General features: G+C 34.2%; 15 protein-coding genes and 1 rRNA gene. All 16 read right to left on the bottom strand.

Translation table 11 applies throughout. From position 1 onward, the window contains the following. Position 1: 1 nt before the first annotated feature. Positions 2 to 553 carry a YfcE family phosphodiesterase gene (locus tag FYJ50_RS08945; RefSeq protein ID WP_154461178.1) on the bottom strand — a complete coding sequence of 184 codons (552 nt, stop codon included), beginning with the start codon at positions 551 to 553 and terminating at the stop codon, positions 2 to 4. Next, positions 550 to 1281, bottom strand: a complete 732-nt coding sequence (locus FYJ50_RS08940; protein WP_154461176.1) for a protein phosphatase 2C domain-containing protein — start codon at positions 1279 to 1281, stop codon at positions 550 to 552. The genes FYJ50_RS08945 and FYJ50_RS08940 overlap by 4 nt, the downstream gene beginning before the upstream one ends. A 20-nt stretch (positions 1282 to 1301) precedes the next feature. Next, a complete protein-coding gene (locus tag FYJ50_RS08935) occupies positions 1302 to 3704 on the bottom strand; it encodes a heavy metal translocating P-type ATPase (RefSeq protein ID WP_154461174.1) in 2403 nt (800 codons plus the stop codon). Next, positions 3704 to 3985: a metal-sensing transcriptional repressor gene (locus FYJ50_RS08930; protein ID WP_154461172.1), complete on the bottom strand. Its 282-nt coding sequence runs from the start codon at positions 3983 to 3985 to the stop codon at positions 3704 to 3706. Before FYJ50_RS08930 ends, FYJ50_RS08935 begins: the two co-directional genes overlap by 1 nt. A gap of 99 nt (positions 3986 to 4084) precedes the next feature. Then, positions 4085 to 6646 carry an InlB B-repeat-containing protein gene (locus FYJ50_RS08925; protein WP_154461170.1) on the bottom strand — a complete coding sequence of 854 codons (2562 nt, stop codon included), beginning with the start codon at positions 6644 to 6646 and terminating at the stop codon, positions 4085 to 4087. Positions 6647 to 6829: 183 nt separating this feature from the next. Next, positions 6830 to 7858 (bottom strand): hypothetical protein, encoded by a 1029-nt coding sequence (locus FYJ50_RS08920; protein WP_154461168.1) that lies wholly within the window; start codon positions 7856 to 7858, stop codon positions 6830 to 6832. Between the two features lie 129 nt (positions 7859 to 7987). Next, positions 7988 to 8572 carry a TetR/AcrR family transcriptional regulator gene (locus FYJ50_RS08915; RefSeq protein WP_154461166.1) on the bottom strand — a complete coding sequence of 195 codons (585 nt, stop codon included), beginning with the start codon at positions 8570 to 8572 and terminating at the stop codon, positions 7988 to 7990. A gap of 102 nt (positions 8573 to 8674) precedes the next feature. Beyond that, the gene (locus FYJ50_RS08910; protein ID WP_154461164.1) at positions 8675 to 9682 is read right to left on the bottom strand and encodes an alpha-hydroxy-acid oxidizing protein; all 1008 of its coding nucleotides are present in this window, start codon (positions 9680 to 9682) and stop codon (positions 8675 to 8677) included. A gap of 9 nt (positions 9683 to 9691) precedes the next feature. After that, positions 9692 to 10870, bottom strand: coding sequence for a M15 family metallopeptidase (locus tag FYJ50_RS08905; RefSeq protein ID WP_154461162.1), 1179 nt, complete (start codon positions 10868 to 10870; stop codon positions 9692 to 9694). Beyond that, a complete protein-coding gene (locus FYJ50_RS08900) occupies positions 10863 to 12413 on the bottom strand; it encodes an ABC-F family ATP-binding cassette domain-containing protein (RefSeq protein WP_154461160.1) in 1551 nt (516 codons plus the stop codon). The genes FYJ50_RS08905 and FYJ50_RS08900 overlap by 8 nt, the downstream gene beginning before the upstream one ends. Before the next feature lie 67 nt (positions 12414 to 12480). Beyond that, positions 12481 to 14355: an extracellular solute-binding protein gene (locus tag FYJ50_RS08895; protein ID WP_154461158.1), complete on the bottom strand. Its 1875-nt coding sequence runs from the start codon at positions 14353 to 14355 to the stop codon at positions 12481 to 12483. Between the two features lies 1 nt (position 14356). Further along, entirely contained in the window at positions 14357 to 15190 is an 834-nt protein-coding gene (locus FYJ50_RS08890; protein ID WP_154461156.1) for an ABC transporter permease, read from the bottom strand. Beyond that, on the bottom strand, positions 15190 to 16761 hold the full coding sequence (locus tag FYJ50_RS08885) for an ABC transporter ATP-binding protein (RefSeq protein WP_154461155.1): 1572 nt from the start codon (positions 16759 to 16761) through the stop codon (positions 15190 to 15192). Before FYJ50_RS08885 ends, FYJ50_RS08890 begins: the two co-directional genes overlap by 1 nt. Positions 16762 to 16775: 14 nt before the next feature. Next, positions 16776 to 17309 (bottom strand): helix-turn-helix domain-containing protein, encoded by a 534-nt coding sequence (locus tag FYJ50_RS08880; RefSeq protein WP_154461154.1) that lies wholly within the window; start codon positions 17307 to 17309, stop codon positions 16776 to 16778. 123 nt (positions 17310 to 17432) lie between these two features. Beyond that, positions 17433 to 18914 (bottom strand): 4-alpha-glucanotransferase, encoded by a 1482-nt coding sequence (gene malQ, locus FYJ50_RS08875; RefSeq protein WP_154461153.1) that lies wholly within the window; start codon positions 18912 to 18914, stop codon positions 17433 to 17435. 109 nt (positions 18915 to 19023) lie between these two features. Then, a 5S ribosomal RNA gene (gene rrf / locus FYJ50_RS08870) occupies positions 19024 to 19137 on the bottom strand. Between the last annotated feature and the right edge of the window lie 7 nt (positions 19138 to 19144).

Raw genomic sequence — 19144 nt, 5'->3', positions numbered from 1 at the left:
TTCACAATTCATCGCATGAAATACGAAGTACATCTAAAATTTTCCCATATTCCATTTGAATGACACAATAACTGGATGGTTTTCTTTTCCATCCTTCGATTTCCATTTCTCTTACTTTATATGGATTGCACGATCCAGGATTAATGGAATATCTTCCTTCTTTCTGTTTTACTTTAAATACATGGGTATGTCCCTGCAATAAACAATCGGCTTTCCATGCCTTTAAATAGAGAAAATCATCTTCATACAAATGATGTCCATGACAGGCAATAAAGGTAAGTCCCTGGTATTGAAATACAATTTCTTCTGGAGTCAAATCATTTGAACTTCGGTATTCAATATGAAGTCCATCATATGTTTTAGGTTTTAAATGATAATTGTAATCACAATTTCCTAATACAAATACAAACTGATCTCCATATTTTTCAACTTCTGATCTTGTCATTTGACAATCTCCTAAATAAATTTTAGGAGAATCTGGATACATTTCTTCTAAATAAGGAAATATATCTCTTCTTCCATGTGCATCACTAAATACTATCAGCTGTTTCATAATCTATATACAATTACACTCAAATCATCCGTATTATCCAATGTAGACAGATACGATTCTAATTTGTTTATGTCCTTTCTTAGTTTAAATATGATTTCTTTTTTATTTTTAAATTTAGACAGTCCATCACTTGATAATAATAAAACATCTCTTGATTTTAATCCTTTTTCAAAAGAAGGAAGATTCAGATTGTCTTTTATTTTAACAGGAACTTCACAAATGGATTCGGTAATGTTTTCATCTCCATAATCATTCTTCTTTAACAGTTCTTCCTGATGAAACAATGAAATTCTGATCATTTCACCATCCCCAATACGAAATAAAAATAGTTTATTTTCTTCTTTGAAATGAATCGCTCCTAATAAAGTAGAACCATAGGCAATTTCCAAAGGTATTTTTTCATCAATATAAGCCTGTGCATATTTTCTGGCTCGGGCCCATTCAAAAGAAGAAACAAAATGTTCTTTATGATACTGGTTTACTTTTTTTACCCATATTTTTTGAACCCGTTTTTCTCTTTGAATCAGATCTTCTTTCTGACTCGTTGTTTCTTTAAAACAGTCAATAAAACTTTCAACCGCCAGATATGAACCAATATCCGATCGAAAATGTAGATAATGTCCATGTCCATCGGCAATGGCCATAATGACTTTCCCATCGTATTCTAAAAATCCACAGGCATCCTGATTGATGCCATGATATCCCTGTTTTGTATATTGTGAAATCATACAATCACTATAACATAATTTTAGCGAATTGAAACAACCTCATAATCTTTCTGTTCAATTGCACTTTTTAAAATTTCATCAGATACTTCTTTTGAAAGTGTGATTTTTGCTTCCCCTGTTTTAAAAGATACATCTGCCTGTGTAACCCCATCAATCTTTTCTAAAGTCTTTTGTACCATAGACTGACAATGTGGACACATCATTCCATTGATTTTAATTGTTTTGTTCATTCTTTTTTCCTCCTTATATAATTTTTTCGTATTTAAACGAAGTGCATTGGATACCACACATAAACTGGATACACTCATCATTCCAGCCGCAATCATTGGATTTAAATTCCATCCAAACAATCCCATCGCAAGAGGGATCCCTAAAATATTATAAATAAAAGCCCAGAATAAATTTTCATAAATGTTTTTTAATGTCATTTTTGATAAACGAATGCTGGCACAGACATCTTCCAGTTTTGGATGCATACAGACCACATCCGCTGCATCAATGGCTACATCCACTCCCTGTCCCATTGCCATACCGATATTTGCCCGAGTTAAAGCGGGTGCATCATTGATTCCATCTCCAACCATTAATACCTTTCCTTCTTTTTGAAGCATCTGAACTATGGTTTCTTTATCCTGAGGAAGAAGTTGTGCATAAATGGAATCCACACCTGCTTTCTGACCAATGGCATTGGCAGTCAATTCATTATCCCCAGTCAACATTACCACTTTACAGTTCAGCTCATGAAGATGTTCAATGGCTTTAATCGCATCTTCTTTCATTTCATCTTCTATAGAAATATATCCCATTAATTTATTATCTTTTAGAAATAAAACGGGCGTCTTTCCCTGTCTGGACACAGAATCAAAATTGATATCTATATCTACATATTTCTGAATAAAAGAAACACTTCCTGCCATAAATAAAGAATTTTCAATCTTTCCCTGAATTCCATTTCCTGTAATGGACATAAAATCCTGAGTCTCTTTTATTTGAATATCAAATTCTTTTCCTTTTTCTAAAATCGCATAAGCCAAAGGATGTTCACTATAAGATTCCAGTGAACACGCATAAGTCAGCAATTCCTTTTGACTGTATCCATTTACAGGATGAATTTCACTGACAACTGGATGTCCTTTGGTAATCGTTCCTGTTTTATCTAAAGCAACAATATTCATTTTTCCAGTCTGTTCTAAAGCTGTTGAATTTTTAAACAGAATTCCATTTTTAGCTCCCATTCCATTTCCAACCATAATTGCTACAGGAGTGGCTAATCCTAAAGAACATGGACAGGAAATCACCAGAACACAGATGGCTCTTTCTAAAGAAAAGCCAAAAGATCTTCCAGCAAATAACCAACCAAATAAAGTCAGAAGAGCTAAACCAATCACAATGGGAACAAAAACAGAAGAGACCTTATCGGCCACTTTTGCGATGGGTGCTTTTGATGCACTGGCATCCTGAACCATCTGAATGATCTGTGATAAAGTGGTATCCTTTCCCACTCTGGTTGCCTGGCATTCTATATAGCCTGTTTGATTTAATGTAGCTGCGTATACTTTCGAACCTGGTTCTTTATCCACTGGTAGACTTTCTCCTGTTAAAGAAGATTCATCTACCGCACTGTTTCCACTAGTCACAATTCCATCCACCGGAATCTGAGAGCCTGGTTTACAGATAAAAATGTCTCCAATCTGAATCTGATCAATATCTACAATTACTTCTTCATTGTTTATTTTTTTAATGGCTGTTTTTGGTTTTAAATTCATTAAAGACTGTATCGCATTGGTCGTTTTTCCTTTTGAACGCTCTTCCAGTAATTTTCCTACACTGATCAGTACCAGTATCATACTGGCTGATTCAAAATATAAACCATGTAGAATGGACATAGCGTCCATAGTATCCAAAGTACACATCTTAAAGACAAGATAAAGACTATAAATAAAACTGGAAAAAGAACCTAAAGAAACTAAAGTATCCATATTCATCGAATGATTTAAGATTCCTTTTATTCCATTGATAAAAAACTTCTGATTCAGTATCATAATACAGATTGTCAAAAGCATCTGTAAAATGGCAAGAATCAAAACATTATTCATAAATGAAGGAACCGGTAAATGAAACATAGTATGTCCCATAGATATATACATTAAAAGAAACAATAAAAGAATAGAAACCATTAATTTCATTTTCAGATTCTTTGAATCATCCACCTTAATTTCTTCTTTTGAACCTTGAACATAAGCACTATAACCCGCCTTTGAAACTGCTTCTATGATCACATTTGAAGAAACATTTCCTTCTACTTTCATCGAATTGGTCAATAAAGAAACTGTACAGGAGCTAACCCCATCAATTGAAGAAACCGCTTTTTCAACATGAGCCTGACAAGATGCACAACTCATTCCCTTTACAATAAAATCCATTATTTTAACCTCTTAATTAAATCCATTACTTCATCCATATTTCGATTTCCAGCTACCACATCATCACTGACACACGTCTCTAAATGTTCCTGTAATACAAGATAGCCTAAACTCTGTAAAGCTTTTTCAATAGCAGAAATCTGAATCAAAACATCTCCACAATATCGATTTTCATCAATCATCTTTTCAACACCATTTAATTGACCCTGAATCCGATGAATTCGATTCTTTAAATTCTGTATATCTTTTCTTGGTTTTTCTTTGCAACGATCACAAGTCATATTCTTTCCTCCCAAAAGCATTATATACCCCTATAGGGTATTAGTAAAGAAATATGACTATAAAAAAGCCGAATACTAAGTATTCAGCTCATTTATTAATTATTTCATTTTTCTTTTTCTACAGATCAAACCAATACACATCGCATCCAGACTTGTGAACATTAAAGACATCCATAGACCAATATTGGAAACCAATCCGGTATTGGTTGTATTCTTAGAAGGTTTAGCCGTCGATGTTTTATTCACGATAAATTCAACCGAAGCTTCTCCTGTTTCAGAAACAATGGTAAGGATATGTTTACCAGCCTTTAATGTGGAAACAAATTCTTTATTCAATGTGACAATTGTACTTCCTTCTTTTACTGTATAATTCTTAGGATCCAATTCATTTCCATCTAATTTTACATATTTAAAATCATCATAAGAAGCATTGGAAGTAAAAGACAGTTCTTTCTTTTCTCCCTGATTTACACTCTGTCCTTTTCCTTTAATGATTTCAGGCGCTTTTTTAGAAATAATTGTATCTTCAAATTGAATTTCTTTTGTTCCTTCTTCATCCAAGAAATATTTTTCACAATCTATACACTGCCAATTTTCAATATTTCCTGTCTCAGAAGCCGTAGCTTCTTTTGCCACAGTATGTTTCAGATTATGATTATCTAAATCCAATTCTCCATATTCTTCGCCACAAATGTCACATTCAGCTTTTTTTGTACAGGTAGCTTCACCACCAGTGTGTCCATCATTGACTGTTACAGTCATTTCAGCGGATACATTGCCTGCCTTGTCGGTTACAACGATTGTCTGTGTCCCCTCTGCAGGATTTAGTGTAAATTGATTATTTTCATCGAGTGTAACTGCTGTGCCGTTTACTTTCACACTTTCAATATTTTCTTCCGCAATAGTTACGATCTGTGCCTTACAATATGTCTTACCATTTTCTATACCAGAAATAACAGGACCAGTAGCATCAAGTACAATGCCATCTGAACTCAAATATGTCACATTGCCGCTTGTGTCGGTAAGCTTTGCATAGACAACATACTTGTTATCTGGATTGATATTAAAAGCTTCGGTATATGAGGTAAAGGTTGCACTTGCAAGCTCCGTTTCATTAAGCGCCTCATTGCTTAAAAGATATTCGATTGTAACATCTTCACCGCTGTTGTCGCTTGCAGTAATTGTTACCGTCTGCGTATCCTTAAATAACAGACCGAAGGTAATATTGTTGAGAAATTCACTCCATTTATTTGTGCCGATGCTGATTTCGCCTGTCGGAGCAGTAATATCCTTCCACTGGGCAACAAGTGTAACGCTTGTAATCGTATCATTCGCCGCAAGTTCGGAATATTTGGTGTTTGCGTTTACGGTCTTATCCCCGCATTTCCAGCCGATAAATTCCCAACCGTCCTTTGTTGGAGCAGTAATACCGTCAAGCACTGTATCCGTCCATTTAACACCTGTTTTTTCACTTATACTGCTACCACCATCTGTATCAAACTTCACCGTGTATGTCTTTGCATCCCACTTAGCCCAGTATTTTTTGATTCCCGTATCTGTTTTTGATATTTCAGTAACAGGAGAACCGGAAAACGATTCGTCATCATACCATCCTTCAAAAGTGTAACCCAGTCTTGTCACATCTGTTGGTAATGTTGCTCCCTGACCATAGATGTATTCTGTAATATTTCCACTGTTAATAGTTCCACCGTTTGTATTCAAAAAGACATCATATTTAGAAGGATTCCATTTTGCTTCAAGCGTAATGTCATCCGTAACTGTTAGATTGAAATCATATTTGGTACCATCTTCTTTATACCATCCTTCAAATTCATAGCCATCTTTTGTCGGCTTTTCAGGTTCAAGTGCCTGATTGATATTGACCAAACGCTGTGAATAAATTATTTTATCATTTCCATCATAAAATGAAACATCGTAAATCGGACTATTAACGGATCCCATCGGACTATTAACGGATCCGCCACTATTAATGCCTGCCCAGAAAACACCTTTTTTTATAATGCCACTGTTAATCACCTCTCCATAGAACACACCATTATCAATAATACCGTTGTTATATGTTTTACCTTTTATTTTGGTACCTGCAGCATCGGAGTGTTTATCAATTGTTCCACGTACAACATTATTTAATTCTTCTGTTATAGTCCCTCCATCCGCATAAAACGTTCCGAAGTTAACAATTTTGGCTATTGTACCACTTAAGAGTTTGAGCGAAGAACCATCATATATATGCACATATCCGCCTGTAATAAATCCACTACCATTACTACTGTCCCGAATAGTAAAGTCTGAACTTTCATTAATATTTCCTCGAATAATAAAAGAAATTTCATCATTATATCCATTTACAGTCTTGCCGTTCAGGTCAAGTGTGATGTTTTTATTAATGGTTATATAATAACCTGCCTTTGTTAAATCGATGTCTGTTTGTAAAATATAGGTGCCACTATTAGATAAATTTGCAGACAATTCATACTCACCCGCCAGATTAAAGTCAGTATGTTTACCCGACTCAGCATAGTAAATCTTATCTCCTACCTGCCATAGATCATATTTGTCCCCTTCAGCAAATATCACTGTAGGAAACAACATGAATATGGTACATATTGCACAGATCATGCTTAATAATCTCTTCTTCATATTATCTTCTCCGTTTCTAATAGATTTATTATGAGTTTTTCAATAACTGAATATACATTTATATTTTATGAAATTTGATGGATTGCTTCAAGTAATTATTTATGTAAAGTAATGAAAATCAGATTTCATGTTTATATTAAAAAAAACTCCTGTCAGATTTATTCTGACAGGAGTATAAATTCATTATTTATTTTTTCTCTTTTTATTTAAGACAAGTCCAATTCCCATCGCATCCAGACTTGTGAACATTAAAGACATCCATAGCCCTGCATTTCCAATAACACTTGTATTGGTTTCTGTTTTCTTGTCTTCTTTCTTTGTTTCTTCTTCCGCTTCATCTTCATTTATTGGTTCAAATTCGCTTACTTCAAATTCAGCAGAAGCTTCTCCTCTTTCTGAACCAATGGTAATTGTATGTTTTCCTAAAGCTAAAGTAGATACATAATCTGCATTCAATGTAACAATTGTACTTCCTTGTCGAACTGTATAGTCGTCTAATCCCAATTCTTCTTCATCTACTATTACATATTTGAATTCATTAAAATCTGCACTGGAAGTAAAGGATAATGCTTTTTTATTACCCACTTTTACAACCTGTCCATTCCCTTTAATGATTTCTGGTGGAAGTTTATCGATCATTACATCTGAAATTTCATTTTTTCCATCTTTATCTGAATAAATTTTATGACATCCTGTACAAGTCCAGTATTCAATATTTCCTTCTTCGAATAAAGTGGGAGCTTTCGCATTAACATGTTTAATGTTATGTGTATCTTCATCGTATTCTCCATATTCATTTCCACATGTTTCACAGTGTGCTTTTGTTGAACAAGTGGCAATTCCTCCACTGTGATCTTTTAATGCAATCGTTTTTTCTACACGGAAAGGACCATTCTCTGTTTCCATAAATACATACACTTTAAAACTTTGTTCATCTTCAGTAGCTTTTGAAGTATCTACTATTGCTGTATAAGTATTTCCATTCTGTTCTAAAGAAATGTTTCCAACTCCTATATATTCAAATTCATATCCTGCACTAAACGATTTAATTCCTTCAGGTATTTCAAAACTGAATGAATAAGAGGCATTTCTACAATATACATCGTTTCCTTCAATTGAAATATTTGGTGTTGTGTCTGCAAATGTTATAACGGGTAAAAGTACAAATATGGTACATATTGCACAAATCATGCTTAGTATTTTTTTCTTCATATTCTCCTCCATACAACTATAAATGTTTATTTATATTTTATAGGATTCTTGTGAAGAATTCAATTTTTTATTTGTAATTTTATTATATTTTAATGTAATAAAAGACTCAAATATTTAAATTTGAGTCTTTTATTTATTTGAATTGTATTTGGCAATGAATAACTGTAATGCTTCTTTTAATACTTCAATTTGTGATTTTAAATAGAATTCATCTTCAAATAATGCATAGTGAACACAGGCACGAATCAATATAAAGATCAATGGAGTGATTTTCTGATAAGGAATTCCTAATTTTGGTTCCAGTGACTTGGCATATTCTGTATATCGTTCATCCACCCCTTTAAAGAATTTCTGTCCATATTCTCTATATTTGGGCTGTGTATAAATCTGATACATCAGACGGTATTTCTTACCATGATTTTTAGCTGTCCAATAAGGAATTTCTTCAATAAAGCGCCATAAATCTTCTACATCGGTTGGTGCTTTTGCCATGAATTCATCTTCCACTTTACTCATACAATATTCAGTGGCCTGAATAATCAAATCATCCTGATTTTCAAAATACTGATATAAACTGGCTACATTACATCCAATGTAATCCGAAACGGTCTTCATTCCAACACCAGTCAATCCATATTCCGCATAACACTCAAAGCATTTTTCCATCATTTCAATTTTTTTTGCCTGACGGGCTTTTTCATTTACAGTACGCATAAAATCCTCTTTCTTTAATTTCCAAAATATAATATAAAAATATTTTTTTTATCTGTCAAGAAAGTTTCATAATTAACACGTTTTATCACTTAATTCATATACTTAGCGAATCATATCTCTGGTGATTTCTTTTAAACAATTAGCACCACACATTTCCATTGTATCGATTAATTCTTCTTTCAATCGATTCACAAAAACCTGTATTCCTTCTTCTCTGGCACCATAGATCATATTCACAAAAGGACGACAGATCAGTACTCCATCCGCTCCTAATGCCAGAGCTTTAAATACATCCTGTCCATTACGAATTCCACCATCAACCAGTACTTTCATCGTTCCATTTACAGCCTGCACAATTTCTTCCAGTACTTCTGCAGTTGCTGGTGTTCCATCCAGTACTCTTCCTCCATGATTGGAAACCACAATGGCATAAGCTCCTGCTTCTTTTGCTTTTAAAGCCCCTTTGACACTCATAATTCCTTTCACGATAAAAGGAACCGGTGTCTGATCAATAATAGCTTTTAATTCTCTGACTGTTTTTCTTCCCGCATTGGCATTTTTCAAAAACGGAAGACCCGATGCATCAATATCCATTGCGATGGCAATGGAATTGGAATCCAGGGCATACTGCAGTTTTTTCATATATTCTTCTTGGTTCCATGGTTTAATGGTTGGAATCCCCATCCCTTTATTTTCTTTAATGATCCGACAGGATTCCACCATTATATTCGGATTGATTCCATCTCCAGTAAATCCCAGTATTCCATTTTCTTTACATCCTTTAATCAGAATTTCATTATAAGAAACATCATTGAAACAATCTCCATAATGATTATTGACTGCTCCTACTGGTCCGGCAAAAACTGGAAGATCAAATGTTTGCCCAAAAATTTCAAAAGTAGTATCCACTTTTTTATTTTCCACCAGCGTATCCATATTCAAACGATATTTTTTCCACGCGTTATAATTTTCTATCGCAACCGTTCCCGAACCTTTTGCACCAGGTCCAGGTATTTGATTGGAACACACTTTTCCATCGCATATCCTGCATGATTTACAGACTTTTCCCATCAAAGGCCGACTTAAGTTTAATACATCTTCATAGTTCATAATTACCCTCTATTCTTTAATTTTTAATGTATAACTGAATCCATGTTCCAGTATATATTCTTCCAGTGTCCAGTCATTTTCATAGATTTCAGTGGCAATTTCTTTTCCTACATATCGAAAATGCCATGGTTCATTGGCGGTTCCTGTCAGTTCTGTTTTATCTTCTGGGTAACGCAATATAAATCCATATTCATGTGCGTGTTTGATTACCCACTGGTATTCATCGCTGTCCCCAAACACAAAATCCTGGCCATCTTCCACACTTTGACTGGTCAGATCCACTGACAATCCCAGCTGGTGTTCACTGGAACCAGGTATGGCAACCAAAGAGGCAGCGGTAATGGGATCGTATATCGTAAAGTAATAATCGTATACAGCCTGCTGGTCTGAATAAGAACGATAAGCGCTTTTAATTAAAATATATAATTTTTCTTTTTTCGCATCTTTAGCCATTGTTTCTAAAGCCTTTGCTGCTTCTTCTCGCATCTGATTGTTTTCACAATCCTGAGCAGTTGGTATGTTTACTTCTACTAAATCATCGGGTTCATATTGACTGTCTACATAAAATCCATTTTTAATTAAAACATCATACTTCTCTGTATTTATATTGTATTCTCTAATAATTTCATTGGATGAATCAATAAATGGATACGAAACACTTAAAATCGCATCTTTCGCTTCTAAATTCGATTCTATATATTGTTTCAGATCTTCTACTATAAATCCTTTTATCTGATAATATGGTTTCACTTGTTCATACGTATAGTTCTGATTGATGATCATACGAAAATCTTCAATATCAAACATTTTCATCATATCTCTACAGATTTCTATATCGTATCCTAATTCCTGTAATGAATCTTTTAATCCATAAAAAGAATCAATATAAGAAACTACACTTTCTTTATCTTTTTTTGACTGTTTCTCATATAAATTATAATCATAATAATGATGTTGATTTTCATATAAATCATAACCATCGATTTCAACTTTATCATTCTCTAAATAATATTGTCTTTCTTCTTTTTCCTGTTTTAAAATAATATTCTGATTGGAAAAACTATATCCTTTTGAAATCAGTCGAAATCGATTCCATTGTGAAATCAGTAAAATGAAAATCAGTACTGGTATAGATATTACCAGAATCAAACGCTTCAGATTGACTCTTCTTTTTCTTTTCTTAGCCATTTAAACTGTACTCCTTCATATCCCATATCTCATCCACCAGATCCTGATAAAATTCCACTTCATGACAAACCAGAATGAGAGTTCCTTTATATTCTATTAAAGCTTTTTTTAATTCCTCTTTGGCATCTACATCCAAATGATTGGTTGGTTCATCCAGTACCAGTACATTACATGGCTGATTCATCAGTTTACATAAACGAAGTTTTGCCTGTTCTCCACCTGATAATACATAAACCTGACTTTCAATCTGATCGGTGGTCAATCCACACTTAGCAAGTGCACTTCGAATTTCATACTGACTCCAGGATGGAAAAGTATTCCATAAATCTTCTATACAGGATAAAGCAGGAGCTTTTTCTTCCTGCTGATAATATCCAATCTGAAGATTGTCTCCATTTTGAACCTTTCCTTCGATGATTTCTATTTTCTTTAATAAGCTTTTGATCAATGTCGATTTACCCAGTCCATTGGCTCCTGTAATCGCAATTTTCTTTCCTTTTTCTAAATGAATAGACATGGGTCTGGATAAAGGAGAATCGTATCCTATAACCATATCTTCTGTTTCAAAAATCCATTTTGAAGGCGTTTTTCCCATCATAAAATGAAATTCTGGTTTTGGCTTTTCTTTCCGTAATTCAATTCTCTCCATTTTATCTAATTTTTTCTTACGAGAATTGGCCATTCCTCGAGTTGCCACTCTGGCTTTATTACGAGCAATAAAATCTTCCATCTTTTCAATTTCCTGCTGCTGACGAAGATAAGCCGCTTCCAGCTGTTTCTGCTTAATTTCATAGACCCGTTTAAATTCATCATAATTTCCTGCATATCTTGTCAGATAAGGAGCCTGAACGTGATAGATCACATTGACTACATCATTTAAAAACGGAATGTCATGACTGACCAGAATAAAGGCATTGTCATAATTCAATAAATAATTTTTCAGCCAGTTTATGTGTTCACTATCCAGATAATTGGTTGGTTCATCCAGTAATAGAATATCTGGTTTTTCCAGTAATAATTTTCCCAGTAAAACTTTGGATCTTTGTCCTCCACTTAATTCATCTACTTTTTTATACAGTCCATATTCACTGATTCCTAAAGCATTACTGACTTCTTCAATTTTTGAATCAATTAAATAAAAATCATGCTGATCCAGATATTCCTGTCGGATTCCAATATCTTCCAATAGATGATCCATTTTTTCTTCGCTTACATCCATCATCGTTTCATAATCTTTCTGAATGGATGTTTCTATTTCAAATAAATCTTTAAAAGCCAGTTTTAAAGTATCTAAAATGCTCATTCCCTCTTCCAGTTTTGTATGCTGATCCAGATATCCTACTTTTACATTCTTAGACCATATCACTTTTCCACTTTCTGGTTCTAAATGAGAAGTCAGAATGTTCATAAACGTACTTTTTCCTTCTCCATTGGCTCCTACTAAACCAACGTGTTCTCCTTTTAATAAACGAAAACTGACATCTTCAAATATAACTCTTCCCGCAAAGGAATGGCTTAAATTTTCAACGGTTAATATACTCATAATTCATTTCCTTTTTTTAAAGCATTCCATATTATTATATAGAAAAAAGAGGAATAAATCCTCTTTTTTATGAATTGGAAGCAACAATTTTTACACGAGACCATAAATCTGAAATAATTTTCTTTGTTTCTTCGTTGTATTTGAACTGTTCATCGTATTTATATCCAGAACGCGGTAAATACGCATTGATTCCTTCAAATTCACCATTTGCCAATTCATTTAAAACTTCTTCATTGCTTGAACTGTATCCTACATAACTTGAATTGTCATAAGCTCCTTCATATTGAGCTGCATAATTGATAAATTCATAAGCCAGTTCTACATTCTGTGCATTTTTAGGAATAACCATCGCATCACACCATAGATTGGTTCCCTGTAAAGGTTCAAAATAACCAACGTCTTCATTCTCTGACATTATATAAGTCGCATCTCCAGAATATATCAGACCTAAAGCTTTACGAGCCTGGGCCATATTGTCAATGATTTCATCGGTTACAATTTCTGGTTCCATTGTCTGTACACATTGAATCAGCCATTTATAAGCTTCCTGTATTTCAGTTTCACTGTCTGAATTCATTGAATATCCTAAAGCTTTTAAAGCCATCATAAAGGAATCTCTTTCCGAATCGTATAGATAGATGTCTCCTTTATATTTTTCATTCAGGAAAATATTCCATCCCTGTTCTTCTAATTCTTCTAAAGACACTTTATTGGTATCATATACAATACCTACACTTCCCCAGAAATAAGGTACGGAATAATGATTTCCTGGATCGTAAGGTAAATCTAAAACATCTTCTACATATAGATCCAATGCCGATTGAATTTTTTCTGTATCCAGTTTCATCAGTAAATCTTCCTGAATCAATCGTTCAATCATATAATCACTTGGAACCAAAATATCATAGCTTTCTCCATTGGCTACTTTAATATACATCTGTTCATTGGAATCAAAGTTATCCATCACAACTTTTGCACCGGTTTCTTCTTCAAAATCCTGAATGATATTTTCTCCTGTATATTCACCCCAGTTATAAATGCGAAGTGTCTGTCCAGAGTATGGTTTTTCCGCTACATTGTTTTTAAAGAATACATACGATCCAATAATGCATACAACTACCGCAAATACAATGGTCATCCGTTTATTGTGACCTGGTTTCTTTGGATGTTTTTCTCTATATAAAGGCATTAAGTTTAATATCAATAGTGCCGTTGTGATCAGTACTACCACTAAAGTAGAAATCGCATTGATACTTGGATTGACACGTTTTGACATCGTATAAACCATAATGCTTAAGTTTTTAACACCTTTACCTGTGGCAAAATAAGAAATGATAAAATCATCAAAGGACATCGTAAAAGCAATTAAAGCTCCCGATACAATTCCCGGCATGATTTGTGGAATGATTACTTTTGTCAAAGCCTGTGTGGGAGTGGCTCCTAAATCCATGGCCGCATCGGCTAAATTGGGATCCAGTGAACGTATTTTGGGATTGATACTTAAAATCACATATGGAATACAAAAGGCAATGTGTGCCAGAAGCATAGTCAGAAATCCTTTTTCAATCTTAAATGTGATAAAAAGAAGCATTAATCCAATAGCTGTTACAATATCCGGATTCATCAATGGAAAATCATTGATCTGTGTCACAATTTTACGAATAATTTTCTTAGAATTGGATAAGCCAATGGCCGTAATGGTTCCAATAATGGTTGAAATCAATGTTGCCAATAATGCGATAATTATTGTGACATATAAGGATTCCATCATATCATGGCTCTTCAGCATTGTCTGATACCATCTTAAAGAGAATCCTGAAAAATGAGTTAGCGATTTTCCTTCATTAAAGGAAAAAATCATCATAAATACTATGGGAAGATAGAAGAAAATTGTCACAAGAACCATTAAGGTTTTCCCAAACAATCGTTTTTCTTTATTCATGTCAGTCCTCCCTCTGGGCATTTCGCCCTTCCAGTTTACGAACCAGCATCATCATAAACATCATTAATAGAGCCATAATAATCGCAATGGCTGAACCAAAATTCCATTCACCTACTGTAATGAACTGATTTTCGATCACATTACCAATCAGGAAGAATTCTCCTCCTCCCAGTAATTTTGGAATGAAGAAAGAACTTACCGCTGGCAAAAAGACCAGTGTGATTCCACTGACAACTCCAGGTAAAGACAAAGGGAAGATCACTCGTAAGAATGTCTGTTTCTTATCGGCTCCCAGATCATTGGATGCTTCAATTAAAGATTTATCCATTTTACTTAACGATGTATTGATCTGTAAGATCATAAAAGGTAAAAAGTTATAAACCATACCAATCAGTACAGCGGTTTCTGTATATAAAAGTTCCACATCTTTAAATCCAAAAAAAGACAGTATCGTTGAAATCAATCCACCTTTTGTCAGAATTCCAATCCATGCATATGTACGTACCAGCATATTGATCCATGTAGGCAAGGTAATGCATAAAATTAAAACGTTCTGTACTTTCTCCGTGCATCTTGAAATAAAGAATGCTACCGGATATCCAATTAAAAGACAGATAATGGTTGTTTTGATCGCAATGACAACCGAACGGAATAAAACCAGAAGGAAATCTTTATCGGTAAAGAATTTTCTATAGTATTCTAAAGTGACTGTAAAAGGTACTATGCCATTTCCCTGCTTGATCAGTGAATAAAATCCAATCAGCAGCATCGGAAGAAGCAGCATAAGAACGCTCCAGATAATATAAGGGTATGCCAGTTGAGAAAACTTTTTCATTAGAATCCCATTTTCTCCATGACATGAATATCTTCAGGGAAGAATGTAAGTCCGACCTCTTTTCCTTCTTCCACAAAATCTGTTGTATGAATTTTAAAGACACGTCCTGTTGTCCAGAAAGTTACTTTATAAATTCCTTCTTTAATATTTTCCGCATCAAAATCATAGTCTACGCTTAAATCAACAATCTGATTTTCATCATTCAGTTTCCATCCCTGTGCATTGGCCCATAATTTTAAATCGGTATCCAATGCCATAGATTCTTTGATTTCATCCGCAGTTTTAAAGAAGTTAAACGCACTGACGGCTTCATTGGCTTTCTTATTTTCCACCACTCTTTGATCAATGACCCAGATTTTTCGTGTAATCGATGTTTTTCCTGTAGAGAAAGTAACCGAATATTCCCCCAGTTCTTCTTTCAGATCGGTTTCCACTTTAATGGAAATATATTCGTCTGTTTCTGGATTCCATGCCTGTGCATCGGCACGAGCAATGATTTCTTTATCATCAATGTCTTTCATATCTTCTATATCCAGATAGAAATCATTGGCACTGATCTTTTCACTGTTGTCACTGCTTGTCACTTCATTGTGTTTACGTACATGCATATTCACAGTAATATGCGTTCCAGGAACCGTTTCGACCATTACTTCATAATGCACTCCTTTAAACAGAACACTTTCTACCGTTCCTGTCATCTTTCCCTTTTCAATGGATACAATATCAATGTCTTCTGGGCGAATGATAACATCCACAGCTTCATTTTCCTTAAATCCAACATCGACACAATCAAAAGTAATATCATCAAAACGAACTTTTTTATCTTCTAACATCACAGCTGGTAGAATATTGCTTTCCCCAATAAAGCGAGCCACATATTCATTAACTGGTTCATTATAAATATCTTCTGGAGTTCCAACCTGCTGAATTTCTCCTTCTTTCATTACAACGATTTTATCGGACATAGTTAAAGCTTCTTCCTGATCATGTGTGACAAAAATAAAAGTAATTCCAACTTCCTGCTGGATACGTTTTAATTCATACTGCATTTCTTTTCTTAATTTCAGATCCAGGGCCCCTAATGGTTCATCCAGTAATAATACATTTGGTTCATTTACCAAAGCTCTGGCAATGGCAACACGCTGCTGCTGTCCACCGGATAATAAAGTCACGTTTTTCTTTTCATAGCCTTCCAGTCCGATCAGCTTCAGCATCTTCATAACTTTCTGCTCAATGACATCTTTTGACATCTTTTTTATTTTTAAACCAAAAGCGATATTATCATACACATTCATATGAGGAAATAAAGCGTATTTTTGAAAAACGGTATTCAATTCTCTTTTATAAGGTGGCAATTTCGCAATATCCTGTCCATCAAAAATAACCTGTCCACCACTTGGTTCTAAAAATCCACCTAAAATTCGTAATAAAGTGGTTTTTCCACATCCGCTTGGACCTAATAATGTGACAAATTCATTTTCATAGATATCCAGATCGATTCCTTTTAAAACAACTTGTCCTTCGAAATCCTTTGTGATGTTTTTAAATTCAATAATCTTCTTCTTTTCCATCTTCATACCTCGCTCTAAAACATGGGTGGAGTCGTTACCCATAAAATTCGTGTATTTTTATTTGTATAGTTATACAAATAATGGGTTTCTTTTCCATTCAAATAAAAGGTTTCTCCTTTATTGATCTTAAAAATGTTTTTCCCAATCACCAGCTGAACGCTTCCACTTAATACATAACCAAATTCTTCCCCATCAAAACTTGTCATTTCAAAAGATTGTTCTTTTGGAAGCAAAGTTAAGATAATGGGTTCCATTTTGTTTTTTTGGGCATTGGGTACGATCCATTCAATAATAGAATCTTCCCTTTCATCCACAAAAAAATCCGATTGACGAAATACCACCTGCTCATTCTTTTCTTCCGAAAAGAAATGCGCCAAATCTGTCCCTAGTGCTTCCAGAATGTCTTCTAAAGTCGCAATGCTTGGACTCGTTAAATCTCTTTCAACCTGTGACAAAAAGCCTTTCGTCAATTCAGAACGACTCGCGAGTTCTTCCAGGGTCAGATTGTTTCTTAATCTTAATTCTTTGATTTTTTTACCAATCTCCATAATTCCTCCTGAAATGTTTCACAATAGTAAACAAATTGTTTAATAAAGCAAATTCATTATACATAAATATTTTAGAAATACAATATTTTAAACAAAAAGTTTAATAAAAATAAAAAAAACCAGCTATTGCTGGTTCTCTCTATTACTGGAAACGATCCATTCTCTGGTTTTCATCATTTCCTGTTCAAATCCTTTATAATCTTTTAATTTCCATGTCCAGTTTTCATCGGAAATCGTACCAGGAAAATTAATTCGTGCTTCCTTTTTGAATCCACAAATATCCCAAATTGGAAGTATGGCAATATCCGCATTGGAATCTAATACAAAATGACAGATCAGATCATTAAAATTACGATGATCGTACCCATTTTTCTTAAAGAAACGTCTTAAATTAATTCGTTTATTTTTAGAATAATCCTGGTATTCCTGATTCACTGTGGCATTGTCATGTGTCCCTGTATAAATACACACATTCTGCTTTGTTTGTGATTTTAACTGTTTTGGGTTCATTCTAAATAAGATGACATCCATTCCTGGAATATTAAAATCCTCTTCCAGCTCTATCACTTCTTTACGTATATCCCCTAAATCTTCCGCAATCAGTTCAATATCCGGAACGGCATCCAATATAGCCTGAATCAGTTTATGAGCTGGTCCTAATACCCATTCTCCATATACAGCTGTAGGAGAAGAGGCTGGTATTTTCCAGTATGTATCAAAAGCTCTAAAATGATCGATTCTTACCATGTCGTAACAGTGATTTGTCCAGTGCATTCTTTTACACCAGAATTTAAATCCATTTTTTTCCTGATTTTCAAAATCATAAATTGGCATTCCCCATCTTTGACCCGTTTCAGAGAAATAATCTGGAGGACATCCTGCCACAAATTTTGGTGTACAGTCTGTATACAGTAAAAAATCTTCTTTATTCATCCATACATCTGCACTGTCATAATCAACATAAAATGGTACATCTCCCATAATTTTTATATGTCTTTTATGAGCATATTCACGAATGTCTGTAAGCTGTTTATTAAAGATGAACTGAAGAAATTTTATATAGAACAATTCATCTTCATAATCATGAAGATCTACTTCTTTTGATTCTGGATAATTTTTATATTCTTCATCCCATTCGATCCATGGCAATCCATCATGCAGATCTCTAAATAATTTAAAAATCGCCCAATCATCCAGCCAGTAAGCTTCTTTTAAGAATTGATTGTATTCATTATGATAAATGGAAAAATTCTTTTTAAATGTACGAAAGGCTCTTTGAAAATAGTTTTCTTTAAAGTTCCGTACTTCATCATAATCCACAAAATTTCGAAATTTATTGCAATTCACAACAGAACTTTGTGCAATCAGGTCCATTTCAGCTAAACGGTCTAAATTAATATAGATGGGATCTCCTGCAAAACTTGATAAAGTCTGATAGGGAGAGTGGGTACTGCCAGTTACCTGTAACGGTAAAATTTGCCAGAAGGAATATCCTGCCTGGGCAATGTAGTCAATCATTATTTCTGTTTTACGTCCCAAATCACCAATACCCTGATTACCGGGTACAGAAAATAGCGGGCACAAAAAACCAGCTTTTCTAGTCATATTACGTTTACCTTGTAAACCCTTTCATTTGATTAAGATTATAACATATTTTTATAAAAAGGGTAAAAATAAATAAAAAAAAAGACTTCCAGAAGGAAGCATAAAAAAAATCCGGCAGCGTGCTATGTTCGCAGGGGCAGGCCCAACTATTTTCGCCGCTGAAGTGCTTAACTTCTGAGTTCGGAATGATTTCAGGTGTTTCCACTTCGCTATCGCCACCGGGTCTTTGA

This window comes from Floccifex porci (assembly GCF_009696175.1).
Classification (GTDB): domain Bacteria; phylum Bacillota_I; class Bacilli_A; order Erysipelotrichales; family Erysipelotrichaceae; genus Floccifex; species Floccifex porci.
This window is presented reverse-complemented; position numbering and strand designations above follow the sequence as displayed.

Bases quoted from the DNA above. Each gene is read 5' to 3' on its own strand.
- FYJ50_RS08915 (WP_154461166.1), bottom strand. From the start codon at position 8,572: ATGCGTACTGTAAATGAAAAAGCCCGTCAGGCAAAAAAAATTGAAATG.
- FYJ50_RS08935 (WP_154461174.1), bottom strand. From the start codon at position 3,704: ATGGATTTTATTGTAAAGGGAATGAGTTGTGCATCTTGTCAGGCTCAT.
- FYJ50_RS08880 (WP_154461154.1), bottom strand. From the start codon at position 17,309: ATGGAGATTGGTAAAAAAATCAAAGAATTAAGATTAAGAAACAATCTG.
- FYJ50_RS08885 (WP_154461155.1), bottom strand. From the start codon at position 16,761: ATGGAAAAGAAGAAGATTATTGAATTTAAAAACATCACAAAGGATTTC.
- FYJ50_RS08910 (WP_154461164.1), bottom strand. From the start codon at position 9,682: ATGAACTATGAAGATGTATTAAACTTAAGTCGGCCTTTGATGGGAAAA.
- FYJ50_RS08895 (WP_154461158.1), bottom strand. From the start codon at position 14,355: ATGAATAAAGAAAAACGATTGTTTGGGAAAACCTTAATGGTTCTTGTG.
- malQ (WP_154461153.1), bottom strand. From the start codon at position 18,914: ATGACTAGAAAAGCTGGTTTTTTGTGCCCGCTATTTTCTGTACCCGGT.
- FYJ50_RS08930 (WP_154461172.1), bottom strand. From the start codon at position 3,985: ATGACTTGTGATCGTTGCAAAGAAAAACCAAGAAAAGATATACAGAAT.
- FYJ50_RS08925 (WP_154461170.1), bottom strand. From the start codon at position 6,646: ATGAAGAAGAGATTATTAAGCATGATCTGTGCAATATGTACCATATTC.
- FYJ50_RS08890 (WP_154461156.1), bottom strand. From the start codon at position 15,190: ATGAAAAAGTTTTCTCAACTGGCATACCCTTATATTATCTGGAGCGTT.
- FYJ50_RS08945 (WP_154461178.1), bottom strand. From the start codon at position 553: ATGAAACAGCTGATAGTATTTAGTGATGCACATGGAAGAAGAGATATA.
- FYJ50_RS08920 (WP_154461168.1), bottom strand. From the start codon at position 7,858: ATGAAGAAAAAAATACTAAGCATGATTTGTGCAATATGTACCATATTT.
- FYJ50_RS08900 (WP_154461160.1), bottom strand. From the start codon at position 12,413: ATGAGTATATTAACCGTTGAAAATTTAAGCCATTCCTTTGCGGGAAGA.
- FYJ50_RS08905 (WP_154461162.1), bottom strand. From the start codon at position 10,870: ATGGCTAAGAAAAGAAAAAGAAGAGTCAATCTGAAGCGTTTGATTCTG.
- FYJ50_RS08940 (WP_154461176.1), bottom strand. From the start codon at position 1,281: ATGATTTCACAATATACAAAACAGGGATATCATGGCATCAATCAGGAT.